33 protein-coding genes and 1 tRNA gene are annotated in these 20,195 nt (G+C 71.8%); 21 read left to right on the forward strand and 13 right to left on the reverse strand.

Annotation, left to right across the window (positions count from 1 at the left end):
• Positions 1-4: 4 nt before the first annotated feature.
• From ACFYS8_RS13145 to ACFYS8_RS13190, 10 genes are all read right to left on the reverse strand, one after another.
• Positions 5-226: a hypothetical protein gene (locus ACFYS8_RS13145; protein WP_387639874.1), complete on the reverse strand. Its 222-nt coding sequence runs from the start codon at positions 224-226 to the stop codon at positions 5-7.
• A gap of 42 nt (positions 227-268) precedes the next feature.
• Positions 269-1,954, reverse strand: a complete 1,686-nt coding sequence (locus ACFYS8_RS13150; protein WP_387639877.1) for a hypothetical protein — start codon at positions 1,952-1,954, stop codon at positions 269-271.
• A gap of 81 nt (positions 1,955-2,035) precedes the next feature.
• Positions 2,036-2,533: a transcriptional regulator gene (locus ACFYS8_RS13155; RefSeq protein ID WP_387639880.1), complete on the reverse strand. Its 498-nt coding sequence runs from the start codon at positions 2,531-2,533 to the stop codon at positions 2,036-2,038.
• 40 nt (positions 2,534-2,573) lie between these two features.
• Entirely contained in the window at positions 2,574-3,224 is a 651-nt protein-coding gene (locus tag ACFYS8_RS13160; protein WP_387639883.1) for a nucleoside 2-deoxyribosyltransferase domain-containing protein, read from the reverse strand.
• Positions 3,221-3,601 carry an HIT family protein gene (locus ACFYS8_RS13165; RefSeq protein WP_387639886.1) on the reverse strand — a complete coding sequence of 127 codons (381 nt, stop codon included), beginning with the start codon at positions 3,599-3,601 and terminating at the stop codon, positions 3,221-3,223. Before ACFYS8_RS13165 ends, ACFYS8_RS13160 begins: the two co-directional genes overlap by 4 nt.
• 2 nt (positions 3,602-3,603) lie before the next feature.
• Positions 3,604-3,741 carry a hypothetical protein gene (locus tag ACFYS8_RS13170; protein WP_387639889.1) on the reverse strand — a complete coding sequence of 46 codons (138 nt, stop codon included), beginning with the start codon at positions 3,739-3,741 and terminating at the stop codon, positions 3,604-3,606.
• 21 nt (positions 3,742-3,762) lie between these two features.
• Positions 3,763-4,137 (reverse strand): RRQRL motif-containing zinc-binding protein, encoded by a 375-nt coding sequence (locus ACFYS8_RS13175; protein WP_387639891.1) that lies wholly within the window; start codon positions 4,135-4,137, stop codon positions 3,763-3,765.
• Positions 4,134-4,487, reverse strand: coding sequence for a hypothetical protein (locus ACFYS8_RS13180; protein ID WP_387639894.1), 354 nt, complete (start codon positions 4,485-4,487; stop codon positions 4,134-4,136). Before ACFYS8_RS13180 ends, ACFYS8_RS13175 begins: the two co-directional genes overlap by 4 nt.
• Complete coding sequence (locus ACFYS8_RS13185; protein WP_387639895.1) at positions 4,484-5,761, reverse strand: hypothetical protein; 1,278 nt, start codon at positions 5,759-5,761, stop codon at positions 4,484-4,486. Before ACFYS8_RS13185 ends, ACFYS8_RS13180 begins: the two co-directional genes overlap by 4 nt.
• Entirely contained in the window at positions 5,758-6,045 is a 288-nt protein-coding gene (locus tag ACFYS8_RS13190; RefSeq protein ID WP_387639898.1) for a hypothetical protein, read from the reverse strand. The genes ACFYS8_RS13185 and ACFYS8_RS13190 overlap by 4 nt, the downstream gene beginning before the upstream one ends.
• A gap of 434 nt (positions 6,046-6,479) precedes the next feature.
• On the opposite strand from ACFYS8_RS13190, the gene ACFYS8_RS13195 reads away from it, so the two are divergent.
• Together ACFYS8_RS13195 and ACFYS8_RS13200 are read left to right on the forward strand one after the other, a co-directional pair.
• Positions 6,480-7,268 carry a GntR family transcriptional regulator gene (locus ACFYS8_RS13195; protein ID WP_387639900.1) on the forward strand — a complete coding sequence of 263 codons (789 nt, stop codon included), beginning with the start codon at positions 6,480-6,482 and terminating at the stop codon, positions 7,266-7,268.
• Between the two features lie 2 nt (positions 7,269-7,270).
• On the forward strand, positions 7,271-8,023 hold the full coding sequence (locus ACFYS8_RS13200) for a glycosyltransferase family 2 protein (RefSeq protein WP_387639902.1): 753 nt from the start codon (positions 7,271-7,273) through the stop codon (positions 8,021-8,023).
• Positions 8,024-8,085: 62 nt separating this feature from the next.
• Here ACFYS8_RS13200 and ACFYS8_RS13205 read toward each other — a convergent pair whose 3' ends face one another.
• Positions 8,086-8,640: a hypothetical protein gene (locus ACFYS8_RS13205; RefSeq protein WP_387639905.1), complete on the reverse strand. Its 555-nt coding sequence runs from the start codon at positions 8,638-8,640 to the stop codon at positions 8,086-8,088.
• A gap of 546 nt (positions 8,641-9,186) precedes the next feature.
• On the opposite strand from ACFYS8_RS13205, the gene ACFYS8_RS13210 reads away from it, so the two are divergent.
• From ACFYS8_RS13210 to ACFYS8_RS13225, 4 genes are all read left to right on the forward strand, one after another.
• On the forward strand, positions 9,187-10,179 hold the full coding sequence (locus ACFYS8_RS13210; protein WP_387639906.1) for a hypothetical protein: 993 nt from the start codon (positions 9,187-9,189) through the stop codon (positions 10,177-10,179).
• 268 nt (positions 10,180-10,447) lie between these two features.
• The gene (locus ACFYS8_RS13215) at positions 10,448-10,576 is read left to right on the forward strand and encodes a DLW-39 family protein (protein WP_014137031.1); all 129 of its coding nucleotides are present in this window, start codon (positions 10,448-10,450) and stop codon (positions 10,574-10,576) included.
• 108 nt (positions 10,577-10,684) lie between these two features.
• A tRNA-Ala gene (locus ACFYS8_RS13220) sits at positions 10,685-10,757 on the forward strand.
• Positions 10,758-10,870: 113 nt separating this feature from the next.
• Positions 10,871-12,160, forward strand: a complete 1,290-nt coding sequence (locus ACFYS8_RS13225; RefSeq protein ID WP_387639908.1) for a site-specific integrase — start codon at positions 10,871-10,873, stop codon at positions 12,158-12,160.
• 45 nt (positions 12,161-12,205) lie between these two features.
• On the opposite strand, the gene ACFYS8_RS13230 is transcribed toward ACFYS8_RS13225, so the two are convergent.
• A complete protein-coding gene (locus tag ACFYS8_RS13230) occupies positions 12,206-12,394 on the reverse strand; it encodes a hypothetical protein (RefSeq protein ID WP_387639910.1) in 189 nt (62 codons plus the stop codon).
• A gap of 194 nt (positions 12,395-12,588) precedes the next feature.
• The gene (locus tag ACFYS8_RS13235; RefSeq protein WP_387639912.1) at positions 12,589-13,017 is read right to left on the reverse strand and encodes a hypothetical protein; all 429 of its coding nucleotides are present in this window, start codon (positions 13,015-13,017) and stop codon (positions 12,589-12,591) included.
• Positions 13,018-13,285: 268 nt separating this feature from the next.
• Between ACFYS8_RS13235 and ACFYS8_RS13240 the strand changes: the two genes are divergently transcribed.
• The 15 genes from ACFYS8_RS13240 to ACFYS8_RS13310 all read left to right on the forward strand — a co-directional run bounded on the left by ACFYS8_RS13240 (position 13,286) and on the right by ACFYS8_RS13310 (position 20,093).
• On the forward strand, positions 13,286-13,591 hold the full coding sequence (locus ACFYS8_RS13240; protein ID WP_387639915.1) for a hypothetical protein: 306 nt from the start codon (positions 13,286-13,288) through the stop codon (positions 13,589-13,591).
• The gene (locus tag ACFYS8_RS13245) at positions 13,588-13,791 is read left to right on the forward strand and encodes a hypothetical protein (RefSeq protein WP_387639917.1); all 204 of its coding nucleotides are present in this window, start codon (positions 13,588-13,590) and stop codon (positions 13,789-13,791) included. Before ACFYS8_RS13240 ends, ACFYS8_RS13245 begins: the two co-directional genes overlap by 4 nt.
• Positions 13,792-13,861: 70 nt before the next feature.
• A complete protein-coding gene (locus ACFYS8_RS13250) occupies positions 13,862-14,230 on the forward strand; it encodes a hypothetical protein (RefSeq protein ID WP_387639919.1) in 369 nt (122 codons plus the stop codon).
• Complete coding sequence (locus tag ACFYS8_RS13255) at positions 14,227-14,865, forward strand: hypothetical protein (protein ID WP_387639922.1); 639 nt, start codon at positions 14,227-14,229, stop codon at positions 14,863-14,865. Before ACFYS8_RS13250 ends, ACFYS8_RS13255 begins: the two co-directional genes overlap by 4 nt.
• Entirely contained in the window at positions 14,862-15,221 is a 360-nt protein-coding gene (locus ACFYS8_RS13260) for a hypothetical protein (RefSeq protein WP_387639925.1), read from the forward strand. Before ACFYS8_RS13255 ends, ACFYS8_RS13260 begins: the two co-directional genes overlap by 4 nt.
• The gene (locus ACFYS8_RS13265) at positions 15,218-15,499 is read left to right on the forward strand and encodes a hypothetical protein (protein WP_387639927.1); all 282 of its coding nucleotides are present in this window, start codon (positions 15,218-15,220) and stop codon (positions 15,497-15,499) included. Before ACFYS8_RS13260 ends, ACFYS8_RS13265 begins: the two co-directional genes overlap by 4 nt.
• On the forward strand, positions 15,496-15,642 hold the full coding sequence (locus tag ACFYS8_RS13270) for a hypothetical protein (RefSeq protein ID WP_387639930.1): 147 nt from the start codon (positions 15,496-15,498) through the stop codon (positions 15,640-15,642). Before ACFYS8_RS13265 ends, ACFYS8_RS13270 begins: the two co-directional genes overlap by 4 nt.
• Positions 15,639-15,881, forward strand: coding sequence for a hypothetical protein (locus ACFYS8_RS13275; protein WP_387639932.1), 243 nt, complete (start codon positions 15,639-15,641; stop codon positions 15,879-15,881). The genes ACFYS8_RS13270 and ACFYS8_RS13275 overlap by 4 nt, the downstream gene beginning before the upstream one ends.
• Complete coding sequence (locus ACFYS8_RS13280) at positions 15,878-16,255, forward strand: hypothetical protein (protein ID WP_387639934.1); 378 nt, start codon at positions 15,878-15,880, stop codon at positions 16,253-16,255. Before ACFYS8_RS13275 ends, ACFYS8_RS13280 begins: the two co-directional genes overlap by 4 nt.
• Positions 16,252-16,707: a hypothetical protein gene (locus ACFYS8_RS13285; protein WP_387639937.1), complete on the forward strand. Its 456-nt coding sequence runs from the start codon at positions 16,252-16,254 to the stop codon at positions 16,705-16,707. Before ACFYS8_RS13280 ends, ACFYS8_RS13285 begins: the two co-directional genes overlap by 4 nt.
• Positions 16,708-16,781: 74 nt before the next feature.
• A complete protein-coding gene (locus tag ACFYS8_RS13290) occupies positions 16,782-18,320 on the forward strand; it encodes a hypothetical protein (RefSeq protein ID WP_387639940.1) in 1,539 nt (512 codons plus the stop codon).
• A gap of 12 nt (positions 18,321-18,332) precedes the next feature.
• Positions 18,333-18,950 (forward strand): hypothetical protein, encoded by a 618-nt coding sequence (locus ACFYS8_RS13295; protein ID WP_387639942.1) that lies wholly within the window; start codon positions 18,333-18,335, stop codon positions 18,948-18,950.
• 34 nt (positions 18,951-18,984) lie between these two features.
• Positions 18,985-19,548, forward strand: a complete 564-nt coding sequence (locus ACFYS8_RS13300) for a hypothetical protein (protein ID WP_387639944.1) — start codon at positions 18,985-18,987, stop codon at positions 19,546-19,548.
• A gap of 3 nt (positions 19,549-19,551) precedes the next feature.
• The gene (locus ACFYS8_RS13305; protein WP_387639946.1) at positions 19,552-19,851 is read left to right on the forward strand and encodes a hypothetical protein; all 300 of its coding nucleotides are present in this window, start codon (positions 19,552-19,554) and stop codon (positions 19,849-19,851) included.
• On the forward strand, positions 19,848-20,093 hold the full coding sequence (locus tag ACFYS8_RS13310; protein ID WP_387639948.1) for a hypothetical protein: 246 nt from the start codon (positions 19,848-19,850) through the stop codon (positions 20,091-20,093). Before ACFYS8_RS13305 ends, ACFYS8_RS13310 begins: the two co-directional genes overlap by 4 nt.
• The last annotated feature ends 102 nt before the right edge of the window (positions 20,094-20,195 follow it).

Here is a 20,195-nt window from a genome sequence, read left to right on the forward strand (position 1 = left end):
ATGGTCAGGGGGCCTTCGACGCGTCGAGGACGGCCTGCGGGCTGATCCCGATCTGCTCTGCCGTGTCGGTGGCGCGGTGGGCGTCGGCCACGGCGGCGCGCCAGGCCGGGGCGTCGTAGTGATCGCGCCCCTGGGCGTGGATCTCGGTGGCGGTCTGGCGCGCGGTGGCGGTGGCGATGACGGCCTCGCCGAGGACGCGAGTGACCAGCCAGTTCGGAACGGACATGACTGAACTCCTAGTACCGGATTGGGGGTTGAGAGAGGGCGGTCAGACGTTCCACTTCCGCTCGGCGTCCAGGCCGTTGCGGGGGTTCTCGTGGCGCTCCAGGTCCTCGGCGTGGGCCTTGCGGTAGACCGGGGCGACCTCCTGCAGGGCGGCGACGACGCCGTTCATCGCCCGGTAGGCGGTGCCGATCTCCTCCACGACCGTCGGGGACACCGGGAGCTTCTCGGCGGCGCTTTCCGCGAGGACCCGCAGGACGTCCTGGAGGGTGATGTAGGCGTCCGGCAGTTCCTCGATGAGGGTCTGGAAGTCGGCCATCTTCTCGGGCTCGAACGTGGTCGCGGCCTGGAGGATCACGTCGGTGGCGGAGGTGATGCTGAACGTGCCGTTGGTGCCGTCGAGGGGGGTGGACACGCGGGTCTCCTTCTTGGGCTCGGTGGTGGGCTTGCCGAGGGCGATCGGGCTGGTTTCGGTGGCCTGGCCCGGCTGGTGGCGCTCGGGGCGGGCGAAGATGCGGGCCACGGTGTCGGCGTCGGCCGTGCGGGGCGGGCGGCCGGGGATGTTGACGAACTCGGCCGGCACGGGCACGCCGGGAAGGTGCCCGGCCGCGTCGGCGACGCCGAGGATCCCGGCGTCCCGGGCGGCCCGAACCTCGCGGGCCCGGCCGGCGAGGCGGGCCCAGGTGCGGCGCAGGTGACCGGCCACGCGGCCCGGGTGCCGCCAGTTACCGACCGCCACCGAGCCCAGCACGACCAGACCGGTCGCCGCCGCGGCGCCGGCCATCCGCACGCCGTGGCGCATGGCCGAGCGGCGCAGGGCCTTGGACTGCACGGGCGTGAGCCCCTTCCGGCCGACGCCCAGGCTCTTGGCCTGGGTGCCCGCGCCGGTGGCGGGGTCGATGCCGGCGGCGCGCTCGGCGGCGGCCTGCCCCTTGGCCACCCGCTTCGCGGAGCGCTCGGCGATCTTCGCCAGCCGGGTCTCCTTGCGGGCGGCCCGACGGGCGGCCTTCACCTCACCCGGCCCCGGCACACCGCCACCGGACACGGCATGCGTCCCGACGGCCTTGGCCAGGCGCGGCGCCGCCGCCTTCGCGAGCGTGTGCGCCGCGTTCGACGGCCGGTGCGAACCCGCTGCCCCAGGACGGGACGGCCGGCCGTCGGAGCGGAAGAGACCACCCGCCGCGCCGCCCGTCCGCGTTCCGGCGGGGGCGTGGCGGTGGGCGGCGGTTCCGGTCGATCCCGCCGGCCGGGAGGTCGAGGGGCCGGTGGTGCGTGCCCCGCCGGAACTGGCACCCGGGCGCGGGGCGGTCGGACGGTAACCGGCTTGGGGCAGCGGGAAGTTGGGGACTCCGGGCCGCGTGGCCTGGCGGCGGGAGGGCGTCGGGCCGAGGCCGGGCATGGGCGAGGCGGCGGCGGTGGTGCGCTGGGCGGCGGCCCGGCGCAGGGCGGCGTGCGGGTCGGTGCGGCGGTTGCGGGCCCGGCGGGCCAGGCCGCCGATCGCGGCAGCGCCGGCCGCCGTCCCGGCCACGGCCAGGGACACCGGGCCGCCGAGCGACAGCGCACCGGCGCCGACCACGCCGAGCGCGTTCGCCACGGCCACCGCGAGCGGCACCCCCGGCACCCCGGACGGGGCGGGCGGTGTCTTGCGCGCCGACGACGGGGTGGTGGCGGGTGGCTGGTTCTGGGGGACGGTGGTGACCTCGACCAGCGCCGAGGCGGGAAGTTCCGACATGATGACGGGTCTCCGGTTCTCTTGAGAAGGGCGGAGCCCGGGACGGCCGCTCTGCTTCCAGGCGTTGGCGGCCGCCCCGGATCAGGCGGAGGCGATGAGGGCGGCGACGATTTCCCAGCCGTGGTGCCAGGCCTGGTCGAGGGCGTAGGCGCCGGTGCCGAGGACGGGGGCGTACTTGCCGTCGGCGGTGGTCGGGTGCGCGGGGTGGGCGGGGGTGCCGAGGGCGTAGAAGTTGCCCTTGCCGGTGGCCGCGGCGATGCGGCGCAGGGGCTCGCGCCGGTCGGCGATGTAGTGGGTGGCGGCGGACACGGTCAGCGCGGCGGCCACCGGGGCGGGCCGCAGGCGGACGCCGAGCAGCCGGGCCCCGCCCCACAGCGCGAGCCCCTGGGCGGCGACATAGGCGGCGACGTGCGCGGCGCACGCGGCGCGGCCGGCAGCGCTGGACTCGCCCTCGCGGCCGTCGTGCTGGCCTTTGGTGCAGGCCTGGTGGTCGGTCTGGATCCAGTGGTCCGCCACGTCGGCGGCGGCGCGGAGCAGGGCGTAGGCGGCGGCGAACCGCGCGGCACGGGAGGGGATCACGGCAGGCTCCAAATGGTGTGTCGTGCGCGGGAGTTGGCGATCAGCGGCGGTTCTGGGTGCTTTCCCATCGGTTCTGGAGCGCGACGAACCGGGTCCAGGTGGTCTCGCCCTCCTTGCACGGCTGGTCGTCCCCGCACGCCGGGCAGCTGCTCGTGTGCAGGACGGACGCCTCGAACGCGGCCATGTAGTCGATGAACAGCCGGTCGGTGGGCCGGGCGAACTCCAGCGCGGCGGCGACGGTGGCCGGGAGGGTCTCGCGGACGGGCGCGCCGTGCTCGTGGGCGAGGTCGATCAGGTACCGGTTGCGTTCGGGGTTGGGGCAGTCGGGCGGGCAGCCGAGCACGATCGTCCGCAGGGCGATGTCGTAGCCGTACTCGACGTTCGTGGTGAAGCCGGGCATGTGGACCAGGTCGCGGGGGATCCAGAACATGACCACGCCGGCCTGCTTGCGGGCGGCCCGCTCCCACTTGGTCTGGTCGGCGTAACGCGCCGCCCGGATACCGCCCCGGGACTCGGGCGAGAACACGGTCAGCGTCGTGTCCTGGCCGCGCCACTGGCGGTCGAGTTCGGCGATCGCGGCCGGCCTCCAGGACTCGACCGGCCCGCCCTTTTCCGGGCTGGGTCCGGCGAGGAACACGCTCGGGCCCGGGATGGTGGGGAGTTCCTCGCGGGCCATCACGACGTTGATCACTGCTGGTCTCCCATCGGGTTGCGGGTGCGGGCGTTGCGCTGCGGCGTCCACGGCAGCGGCAGGCCGTCGCCGTCGGCGCGGGGGACGACGTGGATGTGCAGGTGAAAGACGGTCTGCGTGGCGGCCGAGCCCTTGCTGGTGATGACGTTCGCGGCCGGCAGTACGGCGGCCAGCTCGGCGGCGCGCGCCATCACGGCCGCCGAGACGACCGGATCGGCGCCCACGTCCGCGACGTGGGCACGCGGGATGACGAGCAGGTGGCCGGGGTTCACGCCCCCGGAGCGGGGCCGGATCGCGATCGCGTCCGGCCACTCACGCACGACCACGGCCGGCGCAGTGCCGGCCGCGATCGCGCAGAACACGCACGAGGAGTCCATGGCTAGATGTCGTCGCAGCGGTCGCCGTAGCAGTCGTTGCACAGCGGGATCAGCCACTCCTCGTCGTTGATCTCCTTCGCGAACGGGTCGGCGACGACCTCGACGTCCGGCTTGTCGATGCCGCAGAAGTAGCAGTTCATGGGTGTTTCTCCTTCGAAAAGTCAGGCAGCAAGGGGTGCGCGGTCCGCGCAGGGCAGGCAGGTGCCGAGGTGTGCGGGCAGGACGTATCCGGCGTCGCGTCGGCAGACGGGGCAGGTGCGGCGGGCGGCGTTGGCGGCGGCCAGCGCGCGCGGCCTGGCGGGCGTGAACTCGCCAACGGGAACGGCGAGTTCGACCCGGTAGAGGTAGGCGGCGCGCGGGGTCGCGGAGAGCCGCGAGCGCCACAGGATCTGCGCGGCCACCGGCTGGCGGCCCGGGCAGAGGCCGCGGGCGCGAAGCTGACGGCGGGTCAACAGCCCCTCCGGGACCATCCGCCACGGGTAGGTCGGAGTCCCGAACCGCTCTCCGGTCGGGTCCCAGAACCGCGGGCGACTCACTGCGGCTCGCCCGGGTCGGTGAAGCGGAAGTAACCGATGACCTGGACGGGGACGCCGGACCAGGTGCCGGAGACCTCCAGCCAGTTCGTGAAGTCGTCGTCCAGGTGGGCCGTGACGGCGTCGGGGTCGAGGCCGAGTGCGGCGCGCCACTGCTCGAAGTGCCCGAGGCCGTCGTGGATGGACACGTTCACGCCCCACGCGTGCGTGCCTTCGGCCGTGGCCGGGGTCAGGACATCCGGTCGCAGGCGGGGAGCGGGCAGGTGGGGGAAGGCGGTGACCATCGCGAGCAGGGCCCTGGCCGCGTTGGTCTGGGCGCCGGTGAGGTTGCGGGAGTCGGTGTCGGTGGTCACTGTGCGTTCTCCTCGCCGGGGGTGGTGCGCTCGGCCTCGACGGCGGCGCGAAGGCGGACGGCGTAGTCGTTGCGGCAGCCGAGCAGCAGGCGGACCTTGCGGGTCGTCAGCTCCTCGCCGTCGGCGGCGAGGTCGGCGGCCAGCAGGCGGATCCGGGCGAGGTCGACCGGGTCGAGAGCGCGTTCCCCGGTCGGGCCGGAAGCGTTCCCGCCGCCGTCGGCCGAGGGGCCGCGCATGGGCGCGCCGGGGTTCTGTACGGACGCGTCCAACCCCGTTCCGTAAAGGGCTTCGAGCGTTTCTGCCGTGATCGGGGAAGCGTTCCCCAGGTCCTCGGGAACGGTGTCGAAGTAGACGCTGTCCGGCCCGCCCGGGGGCAGCGGGAGGGTGAGGGCGGGGAACGGGTCGTCGGGCATTCCCGGCCACAGATCGGCCGGCGCGGGAAGCACACTCAGCTCCGCCACCCGGGCCCGCGCGTTGAGCCGCTGGGCGAGCAGATCGGCGGTCAGGCCGGGGGTGGTGACGCCGTGGACGTACTCCCACGCGATCCGCCACGCCTCGTCCGGCGACAACGCTCCGTACGCGGCGGCGGACAGCAGCCGGTCCGCGACCTCCCGCACCTTCGGGTGGTGCTCGGCCCGGCGCCGGGCGTATTCGGCGCGTTCCTTCGCCTGCTTCTTCTCTGCCGTGGTCGGGCCGCGCCCGCCGTGGGTCTGAAGGTCGGTCAGCCAGACCGCGCCGATGCTGGACAGGGCCAGCACGAACGCGACCCAGTGGTGGGCCGGGTACTGCGTCCAGCCGTGGGCGAAGTTGATGCCCGCGGCGACCGCCCCGGCCGCCCACGCGCCGAGGCGGTAGGTGCGGGTGGAACGCTCTCCCTCGGCCTGGGAGCCCATGGCGACCAGCGCCCACGCGCCGCCCTCCAGCATCGCGGCCAGCAGCACCGCGAGCAGCAGATACACCTTCGCGTGGTCGAGCGCCGCGACCTGCGAGACCACGGCAGGGACGATCGAGCACGCCTGTACCAGGCGGACGAACGCCCGCGCCGGGTTTGCCGACACCCAGCCGGTCACCCGACCCAGTCGCGCGGCCCGCGCCGCCCGCCGCCGCTCCCGGGCCTGCTCGTCGGCGAGTCGGTCGGCCTCGCGCCGCTGGCGGGCCGCCTCGGCGTCCAGCCGGTTCTGCTCGCGCTCGTCCCGCCGGTCCGCACGGGCATTGTCCCGGTCGGCCTGACGGTCGGCGCGCCGCTCGGAGCGGAACTCGCTCAGCCCGCTCACGCCGCCACCCGCTCGACACTGGCGGTGCGCTGGATGACCGCCGGGCGCCGCAGCGGCACCGGCGCCATGCTCAACAGCCGCTCGGCGTAGGCGGCCAGCGCCGGGTCCTCCCGGCGCAGGTCCGCCACGATGTCGGCCGCGGCGTCCATTCGGGCCTCGCGCTCGTCTTCGCTCTCACCGGGCACCCCGGTGAAGAGCCGGGTGAAGTCCGAGTCCACCCCGAGCGCCAACTCCGCGAACTCCTCCGAGTCCGCGGCAATCTGCCCTGCAACAATCAACTTCACGGGTCTCTACCTCTCAGTCAGGTGAACAGACCCGTAAGGGGCTGGCGCGCAACCGGCCAAGGAAGGCGCGCCAGCCCACTCACGGGCCCGACGAAAGACAGCAACCCGGTGCGGTCGGCACCGGGGCTGTCAGCGAACGGGGAGGGAGTCGCACCCTCGCCCCCGCAGGGGCCCACTACGGGCCGTCCGTTGATCAGCACACTGTTGAGTTCTCAAGGAACCGCGATCAGGCGCGGCTCGTAGGCGTGCGGCAATGCCGCCTTCCCCGACAACCGACCGTCGCATTTGCGCAGGTCAGAGAAGCCCTCATGGGGTCTTCTCCTCAACTCCTCAAGAGGAGCTGAGGAAGACTATGCATGGCGAGGGGCGTTGGCGTCAACACCTCTTGAGGACTTAAGCTGTAGAGGCCCTAGGGAAAGGCAGTGGAGTCCGAAATGGCCAAGTACGAGAAGATTGCTGACGATCTCCGCAAGCGGATCGAGGACGGCGAGTGGGAGCCGGGCGCCAAGCTGCCTTCCGAGACGCCGGAGCTGACGAGCCAGTACAAGACGAGCCTGCCGACCATCCGCCAGGCGCTGGCGGTACTGGCTGCGGAAGGCACGGTGGACAAGGTCCATGGCCGAGGGAACTTCGTTCGCAAGCCGCGCCAGCTCGTGGTTCGTTCCAACGAACGGCACCAGTGGGAGAAGGACCGGGCTCGGCAGCCGCAGGAAACTCGCGAGATGACGGGCGCCACCGAGCGAGACACCGGGCTGGGGCTCGGTGACCTGGACTTCAGTGCGGTCTTTCGGAAGGTAGAGGCTGCTCCGGACCTTGCTGACCTCTTTGCTGTGCCGGCCGGTACGGCACTGTTGGAGCGGACGTACCGCACCAGCTACCGCGAAGAGGGTGTGCCGCTCAACCTCGTCCACTCGTACCTGGTGTACGAGGTGGTGCAGGCGAACCCTGATTTGCTCGAAGCCTCCCGTGAGCCCTGGCCGGGTGGCACGCAGAACCAGCTCTTCACCATTGGTATTGAGCTCGACCGCGTCGTGGAACACATCACGGCGCGACCGCCGACGGCCGAGGAAGCTGAGGAACTCGACCTTCGGGCCGGAGTTTCGGTGTTCGCGCTTCGCAAGATCTCTTACGACACCGATGGGCGGGTGGTCGAGGTCTCGAACGTGATCCTGCCCGGCGACCGCACCGAGATGGTGTTCACGACTCCTCTGAACAGGTGGTGAGCATGGCCAACGTCATCTCCGTCATTACGGCGGTTCACGGCCCGGCGGCCAAGTACCTGCCGGATGCCTACAAGTCCCTGCTCGACCAGCAGCTCCCCGACGGCTGGGAGTGGCAGTGGGTCATTCAGGAGGACGGCGAGACCGACGCGGTCCTGCCGTACGTGCCGGACGACGATCGCGTCAGCTTCGGGCAGGGGCGGCATGGTCGCGCCGGCGTCGCTCGGACGCTCGGGCTCTCCCGCGTCGTCGGCCAGTACGTCAAGGTTCTGGACGCCGACGACATGCTGACGCCGGGCACCTTGGCCCGGGACCTGGCCGCGCTTCACCAGCCCGGAGTCTGTTGGACCACGTCCAGAGTGTTGGACCTGCTGCCGGACGGAACGACAGTCGGCTTCGACCAGGACCCGCCCGAGGGGCCGATCGAGCGCGGCGAGGTGCTTCACCACTGGACGTCCCACGACTTCCGCGCCCAGGTTCACCCGGCGACGCTGTGCGTGCGGCGTGATCTCCTGCTCGCGCTCGGCGGCTGGATGGCGCTGCCGGCCTCGGAGGACACCGGCCTGCTGATGGCGCTCGACGCGGTCAGCCGCGGATGGTTCACGGCGGAGACGGGCCTGCTCTACCGGAAGTGGCCGGGCCAGAGCACGAGCCAGGCAGCACACGTCCAGGAGGGTGAGCGGTCGGCCAGGATGGCGGTAGTCGAAGCGCGGGCGCGGGCACTTGCCGCGCTTGGCGCGTGGCGGATCGACGCCTGACGCGGAACGCAAAAAGGCCCGGGCCCGGCAGCGAGGAGCTGTCGGGCCCGGGCCTGTTCGTCTTACTCGGTCGTGCGACTTCCCGGTAAGAGCAGTCCTCGGGCGGAGTGCGTCTCTCCCTCGAAACTTCCGCTCACGCCCAGGTCTGCCCGAGCGTGTTGGTGAAACAGGTTGATGGCAGTGAATGCTGCGGCGTTCCGGGCCCGCCATTCGTCAAGCGTGCCGACAGTGACGCCGCGAGCGTGCCATCCGATTGCAGCGGTTGCCTCCTGGACGGCATGCGCCGCGTTGACCACTTCATCACCGGCCAGCAGCATCACGCGCTCAAAAGCGATGGCTTGGGCGGCGCCGGCGTCGGTGAGGTCCATGGTCAGGTCGTGTTCGCTGCGGGGCATTGCACGCATCTCCTCGCGCACCTCGTACAGCAGCACGTTGGCGTGGATGAAGGCGCGTACCCGCCCGATGTACTCGGCATAGGCATCGAGCTTCTTCTCATCCCACCGGACTCGTCGAACCTCTTGCCGCTTGCTCCGTTCCACGAGCTGATTCGTGGCGTACGTCGTCAGCGCGCCCAGTAGTACCGCCGCGATCGTCACCAGCTGAGTGATGGTGTCCACTCGTCCCCCGTCTTCCCATCGGCCGCACGGCGAGCCGAACCCGGGGAGCATAGGGCGCGCCCCCAGTAGAAGGGGAGAGAGTTCCCGGCCGATTGCCGGTGGGCGTACGCCAACGCACTACGCCAACACCGGCGTACGAGCGTGGACGTGGGCGGGCGTCGGCGTACAACCCATCCCAGCCCGAAGCCGCGCCATGAGCGGCGATCCGGCCGAGTGATCACCTGATAAGGAAGAGGCCACAGGTTCAAGTCCTGTTAGGCCCACCGGCGCGAAGGCCCCGATCACCTGGTGATCGGGGCCTTCGACATTTTCCCCGTAACCTCCGGCCGCGACGGCTCGTTGAGCCCGGTGCGCAGAGGCGAAACACAGGGTGAGCTGACTCGAAACTGATGTGAAGTCGGGGATAGCCGGGCGACAGACCCGGTCATTGGGTGACGTGGGACACAACGCGACCTCTGCTCCGGCCGGCGGATGACCGGCCCCGCCCGCCCCGGGCACCCGGGCGGTTCCCCCGTCACGTCTTCTTTCACCCTGTGAGGCATCCCCATGTCCATGGAAGCCGCCCTGCTCGAATCCAGGACGCTCCGAAGCGGCCTGTGCGAGCGCACCGAAGTCCTCAACGAGGTCAAGGCCCTCGTCCTGCTGCCCGACGGGCTGCACGCCACCACGCGGATGGTCGCCGACTACTTCGGGGTCAGTGAGCCCGCCATCTACAGCTTGCTCCGACGGCACCGCGAGGAGTTGGAGAGCAACGGATTCACCGTTCTCAGGCCTGTGGAAAACCCCGCTGACCAGACATTCAAAACGAATGGCTGGCAGGTCAGCGGCCCGCAGAGCGGTCAGCCGCACACGCAGGCGGGTGGCCTGCCAGCGCGGCCTGTGGACAACCCCGCGAACCAGAGTGACAAGGTGTCACTCTGGCAGGTCAGCGGCCCGGAGAGCGGTCAGCCGCAGGCGGGGGCGGGCGATCTGCCCGCGCAGCAAGTGGTCAGCCGCCCCCAGGGCGGTGGGAACGGTGTCGCCCTGTACTCCCGCCGGGCGGTGCTGAACGTCGCGATGCTGCTGCGGGACAGCGAGGTCGCCCGCCAGGTCCGCAGCCGACTGCTCGACATGATCGAGAGCGCGGCCCGTCCGGCGGCCGAGCCGCCGGGCGTCCACATGTTCCGGGCGCGGCCGTGGAAGCGGTGGAGCGAGCTGCGATGGGACGAGGAGGAGGCGGTGCGGCGGGATCCGGCCGTGGCGGCGTGGCGGCGGCGGATCGACGGGCTGGAGCCGTTCGAGGAGTGCCTGCCCGCCGTGCCGCCGGCGGGGGAGGAGCCGGAGGACCTGCCGGGTGTGGTCGCCGAGCTGGCCGAGGCGCTCGGGTCGGTGGACCGGCGGTTGGAGGCGCAGGGCGTGGTGATCTCCGCGATCAGTGTGCGGATCGCCCGGCAGGAGTCGCGGCTGGACGCCCACGGAGGCCGGCTGGACGCGCTGAGCGAGGACGTCCGGGCGATCCGGCGGGATGTCGCGCTGCTGCGCAGGCGTCGCCGCGGATAGTTGCCGGGGTGTTCGAAGGGCCCGTCGGCGGTGCGGAACCGACGGCGGGTCCGACTCGTCGGTATTCGGGGGGAGGCAGTGGGCTCGCAGTCCGATGACCGTACTGGTAGGGAAGCGTCAAAGGCGCTTGCAGATCGGCCGGTTGACGGTGGCGGGGGCCGCTTCTGAACCGGTTACCGGTGTGTATCATCGGCCCCAGGGCGGTCTTCAGCCTGACCGCTGGTTCGTGCCCTTACATCCAAGTAAGCAAGAAGGACGAGGTCCCGCGGTGAAGAAGCTTCTCCTGGTCGCCCTGGTCGCCCTCGGCGGCTTCTTTGTCTACCGTCAGGTCCAGGCGGACCGCGCCGAGCAGGACCTGTGGACCGAGGCGACCGACCCGGTTCCGGCCGGCCGCTGAGCTGACGCACGAGTCTTCCTCGGACCGGCCTGCGGAGTACAGGCCGGGGCCGGTCCGAAACCCGCGTGGGGCGCTGCCCGGGAGCGGGTAGGCTAGTGCCCGTTGCTCGGGGCCTTAGCTCAGTTGGTAGAGCGCTGTCTTTGCATGGCAGATGTCAGGGGTTCGACTCCCCTAGGCTCCACAGTCGTTGAACGGCCCCCGACCTGGGGAAACAGGTCGGGGGCCGTTTGCGTGCCCGGAACCTTCCCGCACAGATTCCCGCACCGACCTGTGCTGCGGGCGTACGCTAATGCAATGGCCCACATTCGCGTTCGAGAACGCAAAGACGGCAGTCGCGTTTACACGGTCACATGGCGTAGCGATGGGAGGGGGAGCAAGGAGCAGGGGGAGCCCTTCGCCGACGAGAAGTCAGCCGAGCGCTTCAAGGACTTGGTCAACGGACACGGCCAGCAGTGGCCGCCCGGATGGGTACCGGGCAGGGGATTCGTCGAGCCGGATCCGGACCCGGAGCCAGCCGCCGAGATCGACCCGGCCCACTGGTTCGAGCCGTACGCGATGAAGCACATCGACAACCTCACCGGTGTCGAGGGCGGCACCAAGCGGAAGTACCGGCGCCTGGTCGAGCAGAACATGGTGCCGTGGTTCCGTGACCACGCCGTGGTGGATGGCCCGTACGCCATCCGCAGCGAGCATGTGAAGCAGTGGGTCAACGACATGGCCGACGGTGTACCCGCGCCCCACGACCCGCCCGAGAAGAAGCGGCGAAAGTTCGCGGCCAAGACCATTCGCAACCAGCACGGTCTGCTGTCTGCGATCCTCGCGGCGGCCGCCTCCGGCGAGAACCCGCTTCGCAGCGTGAACCCGTGTCTCGAGACCAACCTTCCCCGGGCGGACGACTCGGATGAGGAGGTCGCCACCTTCCTCGAACACTGGGAGGCCGGCCTGATCCTCAGGCATCTCGCGCCGGACGCCGTTGACCTGGCCCAGGTGCTGCTGTCCACGGGCCTGCGGTGGGGAGAGGCCACTGCCCTGCAGGTGCGCGACCTGGTCAGGATCAACGGTCGTCCGGCGATACGGATTTCGCGGGCCTGGAAAGAAGCCGAGGACGGCGGGCGCGAGATCGGGCCGCCGAAGAGCAAGAAGAGCCGGCGAACCTTGGTTCTGGCCCCGTTGGAGGCAGCCATCCTGCAGCGGGCTGCCCGAGGCAAGAAGCAGACCGACATCCTCTTCCCGGCCCCGGAGGGAGCGGCCTGGCAGGCTGGGACGTTCCGGCGGCTGCGCTGGCTGCCTGCAGTGGAGGCGGCCCAGGCCGAGGGGCTGACCAAGGCGCCGCGGATCCATGACCTTCGGCACACTCACGCGTCGTGGCTGATCTACCGGGGGATCCCGCTGCCGGCCATCTCGGCGCGCCTCGGCCACGAGAGCATCCAGACCACGGTCGACCGGTACGGCCACCTGCTCATCATCATGGACGACGACCTGGTCTTCGCCGTCGCTTGGTCGATGGAGTTCGCGCTGAAGGTCGAGATCCCCGACGATGTCCGCCAGGCGGCCGCCTTGCTCGAGGTGCCGGTCCGGGCCTGAAAAACGCCGTCGGGCCCCTGCGTGGCGGGGGCCCGACGGCGAGTTTCACAGTGTTGCGGGGACGGGCGGCGACAACCCCGCCCGGCCTTCGATGATGATCCGGGGAACCAGCGGAGCGAGCACCTCAAGCGCGGTGTCGGCGTCCAGTTGGTGGGCAGTCACCCACGCGTCGATGAGCGACGCGGCAGCTGCCACGTCTCTCTCGGCGTACACCTGGTGATCGGCGATCAACACCAGGCTGCCGCCAATCAGGGCCAGGACGGACGGAGCACCGTCGTCCAGCCGATCCGTGATGTACCTGACACTTCGTGGGCCCAAGTCAACCCCCTGTCTCGGCATATGCCGCGTCCCGCGAGGCCGAATCGAACGTACACCCGATGAGTGGCCGGAAACAGGAGGTTGTCGATCCGCATCAAAGATGTTTGGGATTAAACATCCCTTGGCTCGCTTTTTGCATCGCTCTGGGCGATCAGTGCCTCAAGGACCGCCCGAATCCTGGGCAGTTCATGCGGGTTCACCTCAGCGAGGTGGCTCACGATCGCGCGGGCGTCCGGGGGGAGATCGCTCAGCTCACTGCTCGTGTACTCCAGAAACTGCTCTGCGGCGGCCGCCTGTACTTGGGTGCGCGGCAGTCTGAGGCCGACGGCAAGGGCCCTGAGGGTGTGAGGTTCTGGGGCCCGGTTGACCTTCCCCTTCGCGAGGTCGTTCAGCCAACTGAGGCCCGGGCCGTTGCCCGTCTCTGGGTCGATGGACTGTTTTGCGATCTCTCGGAAGGTGGTACCGCCGGCCAGCGCCTCATTGAGGATGTCCGTCAAGGGCGTCGGGCGAGGATCTCCCCCGCTCGTGCTGTTGGCCATCGCCGTCTCCTTCGCGCGCTTCCCCCTCGGTCGGAGGGGTACTCGGGCGCGAACGACGCGCCCGCGTTCGCGAACGAGGCTACAGGTGCCGGGATCGGCGCGCTTCATGCTGCCCGACAAGTTCACGCCATCTTGAGCGCGAGATGAGGTTCCGCTGAGGTTGTTCTCGATTGGGAACAACGGCATGGCGTTCTGAAACGAGAACGCGTATGGTTCATTCCGGAACACCGAGGCGCATTCAGCGGCTCGGAGCAGCAAGGAGTGACCCATGACCCTCGCCCTCGCCCGGCCCGCGCCGGCCGCCCTCGCGGAACTGCACATGCCCGTCCCCCCGCTCCCCGGTGGCGTCCCGTACCTCACGTACAAGGGGCTCGCCGAGTACCTCGGCATCAACGAGCTCTGGCTGCGCCGCCACATCAAGCGCCTGCCTCACGAGAAGTACGGGCGAGAGGTCCGGTTCAGCGCCGCAAACGTCGCTGCGATCCGCGCGATGCACAGCCACGCCCCGCTGCCCGCTGAATCGGGCGAGGCGCCGCTCATCCCGCTGGCGACCGGCCGCACCCGCCGGGCGTGATCGCGGTGGCGAACCAGAAGCCGGAGTCCCCGCTCCTCCTGGTCCGGATCGTCGGAGCCCCCGTACCGGCCGCCGCGGCGATCGCCGCGCTCCGCAGCAGCGGCAGCTTCACGATCGCTCGTGTCTCCCGCCCGCTGCCGGCTGGGCGTGACGGCGAGATCCGCCAGTACGTACGGCTCCGCCCGCGCACCGGCCAGTAACGACAAGGGCCGTCCCGGGGTCCAGCCCGGAACGGCCAGCCCTACCCACGCCAACAGTCAGGAGTAGGACATGAATCAGCCTACCGGCGCTCTGCAGCGCCAGGCCCGAGCCCTTCGAGTCGTGGCACGGCTCACTGCGGCTGCCCTCGTCACCACCGACCCGGCCGCTCCGGCCCCGCGCTGGGAGTTCCCGGACGCCGGGGACACCGCCGCCCGCGCCACCTTCGACGGCCCGGCCGGCCTGGTGGGACTCAACGCCTGGCGGGAGATGCTCGGTGACGCTGCCAAACTCAACTCGCGCCGTACCCCGACCGGGATGGCCTGGGCGCTGACGGTGCGACAGGACGGCGTGACCGTCGTGCTGTGCGCCGCCGCCGCGTTCACCCGTCCCGTTCCCGCCACCTCCGTTGCTCCGGCCCGACTGGCGGTAACGGCATGAGCCACCGCACCTACGGAGAGCTGTTCCAGCAGTACACCAGCGCTACGCCCGAGATCGGGGTCGACGCGCTCGCAGCGATCCACGCATTGGACCTCGACACGATCGTGCCGATCGCCAAGGGCTGGCCGACGGACTGGCGGCTGCACGCCGAGCTGCTGCTGCACGCCGCTGGCGAGGTGCTCCGCGGCCTGGTGGCCGAGGTGGTGATCCTCGACCGTGAACTTGCCAAGACTGAGGCCGAGTTGGAGCGCTCGAAGATCGCCGCCCGTGTGGCCACCGAAGCGGCGACCGAGGCCGTTCAGGCCGCTGAGGCCCGATTCCCCATGCACAGGCCGGACAGCCCGCCGATCGCGTCTGCTGCTCGGGTCGCGTACCAGGCGGCGCTCGCCCTCACCCCGGCACCCGTGACGATCTCGCTCGACGCCTACGAGAACACCCCGTCGGTCCACTTGTTCGGGGCCAGTGCCGTCACACAGTGGGCCGACCAGCTCGGCAGGCCTGTAGTCGTCGAGGAGACCGAGCGGGACGGTTCCACCCGGATCAAGGCCACCATCGAGGTGGACGGCGTCAGGGTGGAGATGTTCGGTACCGGCTCGCGGCCGGCCGCCGCCCCCGAGCTGGAGTCGACCCAGTGACCGTCGACCGCACCCACGCCGCCGAGCTGGTCATCCGGGCGATGCTCTTCCGCGACCCTCGCCCGGCCAGCATCGCCCAGGCCCTCGCCGACGCCGGCCTGCTCCGCAGCCCGCTGGCCACCGTGTACCGCGCCCTCTACGACACCGACAGCCTCGGCCTGCACACCACGGCAGGAGCGGCCGCCCATGTCTGCGAGGAGGCTGCTGCCCAGGACTGGCCCGACGCGCGGCTCACCTGGTCCCCGGTCGTAGAGGACGAGCCGGAGGGGCTGATGGCCATGTACGCGGGCGACACCCCGACCGAGTACTACACCGAGCCGCTGCTGGTCCACGACTCGACCGGCGGTGCGCGGTGAGGACGCGCCCGCACTTCACCTCGCCCGGCGCGACCGCGGCGCAGAAGGCATGGAACGAGGGTAAGACCGGCACGCCGAAGCCGCGCCCGGCGATCCCGCTCACCGAGTGCTGCCCCGTTGACGGGTGCGGCGCGACCATGTCCCCGCCGCCCGCCGCCGTCACCGGCTGGACCTACGCCGAGGTGGCCGGGTCGACCGATCCGGGGCGCTGGTGGTGCTCCGGATCCTGCGCCGCTGTCGGCATCGCCCGCGCCGAGCTGCTGGTGGTGGCCCCGTGACGCTCATCCTGCTGCTCATCGTCCTGCAGGTCCTGGCCCTCGCCGGCCTGCTCGTGCTGTGGGTGGACGACCTCCTCTACGAGATGCGCACCGACCGTCCGGGCTACCACCGCCGCGTCTACGCGGTGACCGTCCGGCAGTGACCGCCGCGCCCGGGCCGGTGCCGTTCTTCGGCCTACGAGTCGTGTTCGGCTCCGGCCCGTGGCCCCGGGCCGGCCAGTCCTACATCCCCCCGACCGCCGACTACGCCTGCCCCTGTGGCTGGACCGACGCCGCGTACGGCCCCGCCGCCGTCGCCCGGTTCGCGCACCGCGAGCACGGCGTAGCGGCCCAGCACAGCCAGCACTGCCAGCTCCGCACCGAAAGGCACCCCGCCCCATGAGCACGACCACCCTCCGCATCGACACCACCACCGGCGAGCTGATGCCCGACCAGGTCCCGGTGCCGTTCGGCCAGTTCCTCGACCAGCACATGAACGGGCGCGTCCACGACGACGCCACCGCCGAGCTGCACCAGCTCATCGCCGCCGTCACCGCGCACTGCAAGAAGGGGACGTTGGCCGTGCTGGTCACCGTCGAGCCGTCCCGCGGCAACGTGGACGGGAACCCCATCAGCATCGCGATCACCACCGTGCTGAAGGCGCCGAAGGGGATCACGCCCAGCGCCCCGTACTACGTGGATGCCGAGGGCAACCCGTCGAAGCACGACCCGCGGGTGGACCTCCGCCAGCCCGCGCTGTTCGGGGGAGAGCGATGAACGGCCCGGACCACTACGAGATGGGCGCTGCACTGGCGGTCCGTGCCGAGCGGCTCGCTGCGGACTTCCCCGCCGAGGCACTGGCCGTGGCCACCACCGCCACCGCGCACGCCACTCTGGCGCTCGCCGCCGCGGTCGGTATCTCCGCCGGCTACCCCGGCGGCCTCCTCCCCATCACCGACTTCTACCGGTGGTCCGAGGTCGCCAGCGTGCTGCGGGCGCCCGACCTCGACGTCCGAGGTCCGCGCGGCCACGTCCGGCTGGCAGACCCGTTCCCCGTGCTGGTCGCCGCGCTGCGCGCCTACGCCGACGAGCACCCGCTCGCCGCCGAGTTCACCGACGTGGAGCGCCGCGACCGGATCGCCGAGCACCTGGCCGCCGCGCTGCTCGCCGACCGCACCGACGGCGCCCCGTACGTCCCGCCCCAGCCCGACGGCCCCAGCCAGCCGTAGGCCCCACACAGCGGTGGGGCCCAAAGCACAGCGAGCCCGGGCCCCACCGCACCAACACCATCCGAGGGAGCACCATGCCGCGGCCCGCTGCCGCTGCCGCCCTGCCCGACCCCGCCGGGCAGCCCCCGGCCGAGCACGTCACCCGCTTCCCCGCCCGCTGGCTCGGCGTCGAGACCGTCACCGGGGACACCCTGCGCGCGGTCACGCTCGTGGGTGACTACGCCCGGATGCGTGACGGCTACTGCTGGGCCGCGGACCCCACCCTGGCCGCTGTCCTCCGCCTCCACCCCCGCACCGTCGCCGCCGCGCTGCGCACCGCCGAGGAGGCCGGCCTCGTCCAGGCCGAGCGCCGCCCGGGCGGCACCTCAGCCCGCACCATAACCCCGGCCGCCGAGGACGAGCTGATGGTCTGCATCAGCGCCGCTGCCCGCAACACCCTCGGCGGCAGCCAGTTCGTCACCTACTGCGCGCTGGCCGTCCGCCAGCACCTCGATGACCGCACCTCGATGCGCCGCATCTCGGCGATGTGCGGCATCTCAGAGGCCACCGCCCGGACTGCCGTCGCCGAGCTGGTCGCCACCGGCTGGATCAGCCGCACCGACTCCGCCGGCGCCGCCGCCCACTACACCGCCCACCCCGCCCCGATCGCCGGCATCCCCACCCAGCTCGCCCTGTTCGCCAAACTGCGCCGGACCGCCGTCGACCGCCGCGAGCAGCCCGCCGCTACCGCCCCAGCGGAGTGCGACGGCCAGCTCTCCTTCGACTTCACCCCTCCCAACTCGGCTCCCACCACCCCTCCCAACTCGGCTCCCACCACCCCTCCCAACTCGGCTCCCCAAACAGGCTCCCTACAACAAGATCCCTCCAACAGGCCTGCCGCCGTGGGCGGTTGCGGTTCCGGCGCAGCCGAAACCACCTCACCGCGCGACACGGGCGCGCGCCCGGGTACCCGCGCGACGTCCGCCCGGGCTGGGCGCCCGTCGGCTTCGCCGGCACCGACTACCACCCTGCCCCCACTCCTCATCACCCCCCAGATCCGCCGCGTCCTGGCCGAGCTCCCCGACGCCCTCATCGACCGGATGAGCCGCTGGGAGCAGCGGGAGGCCGCCCGCGCCATTGGTGCCGCGATCCACGAGGCCGACGGCAACGTCGTCCGGGTCGCCGACCGTGTGCAGCGTCGCTGGGCATTCGCCACGCCGGACGCCATCCGCTCGTCGTACGGCTGGCTCACCCGGGTCGGCTTGGCCCGCCGCGGCTGCGACCGGCCGTCCTGCGAGGCGGGCTGGGACTTCGTGCACCGCGCCGACTGCATCGCCTGCGGCTACCTGGCCGAGGGCACCCGGGCCCGCGCCGCCGCCCGCCGCCACCCAGCCCCGGCAGCAGCTACGACGCCCGCCCCGCCCGCCGGACACCCGCCCGTCATCCCCCGGCCGTCCCGGCCCCGGTACTGCCCGACCCACCCGTCCGTCGCCGTGCCGTGCGCGATGTGCGCCGCGCCGGCCGCCTCGGAACCCGTTCCGGACGCCGCCGCCCGGGCCCGCGCCCTGGCCACCGCCCGGACCGCCCGTGCCGCCTACCGCGGCACTACCGTCCCGACCCCCGCCGCCGCCTGAAAGGACCGCCTGATGCCTCCCAGCCGCGCCGCCCTCGCCGTCAAGCACGCGCGAGTCCGTGAACTCGCCGCCAAGAACGTCCCCACCGCCGTCATCGCCCGCACCCTCGGCATGGACCGCCGCGAGGTCCGCAAGGTCCGTAACGCGGCCGACCTGCCCGCCCCGCCCCGCGGCTACGAGCGACAGCCCCTCACCCTTGAGGAGAAGTGGGCCGAGCGGACCCGTCCGCTCGCCGACGGCCACCTCGAATGGACTGGTGAGCGCCAGAACGCCAGCCGGACCCCCGTCCTGCGCTATCGCGGCCGCTCGTACAGCCCGGCCGCGATCGCGTTCCGCATGCAGCACGGCGTCGCTCCGGTCGGCCAGGCGTTCAGCGGCTGCGGCACCCGCCACTGCGTCGCCCCTGCCCATGTTGACGACACCGCTCGCCGGATCCGGGACCGCAACGCGCTGCGGGTCGTACTCGGTACCGCCGCCCGGCCCGCCGTCTGCCGCCGCGCCGGCCACGACCAATCCGTCCACGGACGCATCCAGCCCAACGGGGCCGCGTACTGCCAGGCGTGCAAGCGGGGCGACAAGGCCGCCGCCCGCCTCGCAGCCGGCAACAGCAGCCCCGCCGACACCCGCTGATGGCCCGCCACCCCGCCAGACCATGGAGACCAACATGACCACCAACCAGCCCACCGCCCGCCAGGAACTGCTCGACGAGCTCCTCACCGGCGAGGACCCGTCGGCACCCGAGTACCCCGACGCCTTCGCCCGCCTGGACGGCCTGGTCGTGAACCACACCATCGAGGTTCGCAACCAGACGTTGGCCGAGGCCGCCGACATCGCCAGCAACGAGGGCATGCGCCTGGAGGCCGAGGTCGGGATCGAGCCTGCCCGCGGTGCCCGGGTCGCCGCTGCTCACATCCGCCGTGCGACCAGCGCCGGCCAAGCCGCCCTCCTTGCTGAACAGTTGGCGGACACCACCTCGACCGGCATGACCGTTCGCCAGCCCAACCCCCGCGAGGCGCTGGAGATCCTGCTACCCGACTTCATGGTCGGTGCCGAGCGCACCCGGCTGCTCGACAACTACCGCGACCAGGTGCGCGAGGAGGTCGCCGCCGAGATCGACGCCGCCGCCGAGCGGACCCTGACCGAGTACCCCGACGCGCCCGCCATGTCCGCCCGCGTGCTCGGCCTTCGCGCCGCCGCCCGCATCGCCCGCGCCGTGCAGAAGGGCTGACCCATGGCCACCCCCGACGAATACGCGCCGCTCATCGCCCTCGACCCGCCCGCCGCCGGTCGTTGGACCGTCACCGCCGACAACGTGTGGGACGTCCTCGCCGAGACCGACGCGGCCGGCCTGTGGGCCGGGAAGCCCCACTTCGCCCCGGCGCCGACGGGTGCCGAGTCCAGCACGGTGGTCGACGGGATCACGCTCAGGCCGCCCAACGTGCCCGAGCGGGTCGTGGCGTACTTCGGCGACACCATCGTGCTCGCCGACGGCGTCTGGTCGGTCGAGCGCGCCGAGGCGGGTGTCCGGTGACCGCGCCCACCCCGCCCGCTGAGTGGACCACCACCACCGAATGGCCGATCCGGCTCAAGCTCGGCAGCCACCCGGTGCACGCCGCGGCGAACGTTTGGCGTAGCTGGTACGAGTGCTGGACTGCATGCGGCAAGCGGCCCGGTGAGTACCAGACCCCGATGCCGTCCGGCTGGAGCGTGACCTGCCGCGGATGCCGTACGGCGCTCGCCACCCAGGCCGAGGCGACGGGGGCGAGCCGGTGACCGCGCCCGAGCAGCCCGACCTCCGTCAGCGCATTCTCGAAGCCCTTCACGGCGTCCTGCGCGACGCCCTGAATGCCGCCCGGTGGCCCACCTCTACCGGTC

It is taken from the genome of Kitasatospora sp. NPDC004615 (genome assembly GCF_042873545.1).
Taxonomy (GTDB): Bacteria; Actinomycetota; Actinomycetes; order Streptomycetales; family Streptomycetaceae; genus Kitasatospora.

Coding starts and splice junctions, on each gene's coding strand:
- ACFYS8_RS13170 (WP_387639889.1), bottom strand. CDS start 3,741: ATGAACTGCTACTTCTGCGGCATCGACAAGCCGGACGTCGAGGTCGTC.
- ACFYS8_RS13255 (WP_387639922.1), top strand. CDS start 14,227: ATGAGCCACCGCACCTACGGAGAGCTGTTCCAGCAGTACACCAGCGCT.
- ACFYS8_RS13250 (WP_387639919.1), top strand. CDS start 13,862: ATGAATCAGCCTACCGGCGCTCTGCAGCGCCAGGCCCGAGCCCTTCGA.
- ACFYS8_RS13210 (WP_387639906.1), top strand. CDS start 9,187: ATGTCCATGGAAGCCGCCCTGCTCGAATCCAGGACGCTCCGAAGCGGC.
- ACFYS8_RS13195 (WP_387639900.1), top strand. CDS start 6,480: ATGGCCAAGTACGAGAAGATTGCTGACGATCTCCGCAAGCGGATCGAG.
- ACFYS8_RS13290 (WP_387639940.1), top strand. CDS start 16,782: ATGCCGCGGCCCGCTGCCGCTGCCGCCCTGCCCGACCCCGCCGGGCAG.
- ACFYS8_RS13235 (WP_387639912.1), bottom strand. CDS start 13,017: ATGGCCAACAGCACGAGCGGGGGAGATCCTCGCCCGACGCCCTTGACG.
- ACFYS8_RS13240 (WP_387639915.1), top strand. CDS start 13,286: ATGACCCTCGCCCTCGCCCGGCCCGCGCCGGCCGCCCTCGCGGAACTG.
- ACFYS8_RS13295 (WP_387639942.1), top strand. CDS start 18,333: ATGCCTCCCAGCCGCGCCGCCCTCGCCGTCAAGCACGCGCGAGTCCGT.
- ACFYS8_RS13145 (WP_387639874.1), bottom strand. CDS start 226: ATGTCCGTTCCGAACTGGCTGGTCACTCGCGTCCTCGGCGAGGCCGTC.
- ACFYS8_RS13165 (WP_387639886.1), bottom strand. CDS start 3,601: ATGGACTCCTCGTGCGTGTTCTGCGCGATCGCGGCCGGCACTGCGCCG.
- ACFYS8_RS13150 (WP_387639877.1), bottom strand. CDS start 1,954: ATGTCGGAACTTCCCGCCTCGGCGCTGGTCGAGGTCACCACCGTCCCC.
- ACFYS8_RS13300 (WP_387639944.1), top strand. CDS start 18,985: ATGACCACCAACCAGCCCACCGCCCGCCAGGAACTGCTCGACGAGCTC.
- ACFYS8_RS13285 (WP_387639937.1), top strand. CDS start 16,252: ATGAACGGCCCGGACCACTACGAGATGGGCGCTGCACTGGCGGTCCGT.
- ACFYS8_RS13200 (WP_387639902.1), top strand. CDS start 7,271: ATGGCCAACGTCATCTCCGTCATTACGGCGGTTCACGGCCCGGCGGCC.
- ACFYS8_RS13280 (WP_387639934.1), top strand. CDS start 15,878: ATGAGCACGACCACCCTCCGCATCGACACCACCACCGGCGAGCTGATG.
- ACFYS8_RS13305 (WP_387639946.1), top strand. CDS start 19,552: ATGGCCACCCCCGACGAATACGCGCCGCTCATCGCCCTCGACCCGCCC.
- ACFYS8_RS13225 (WP_387639908.1), top strand. CDS start 10,871: ATGGCCCACATTCGCGTTCGAGAACGCAAAGACGGCAGTCGCGTTTAC.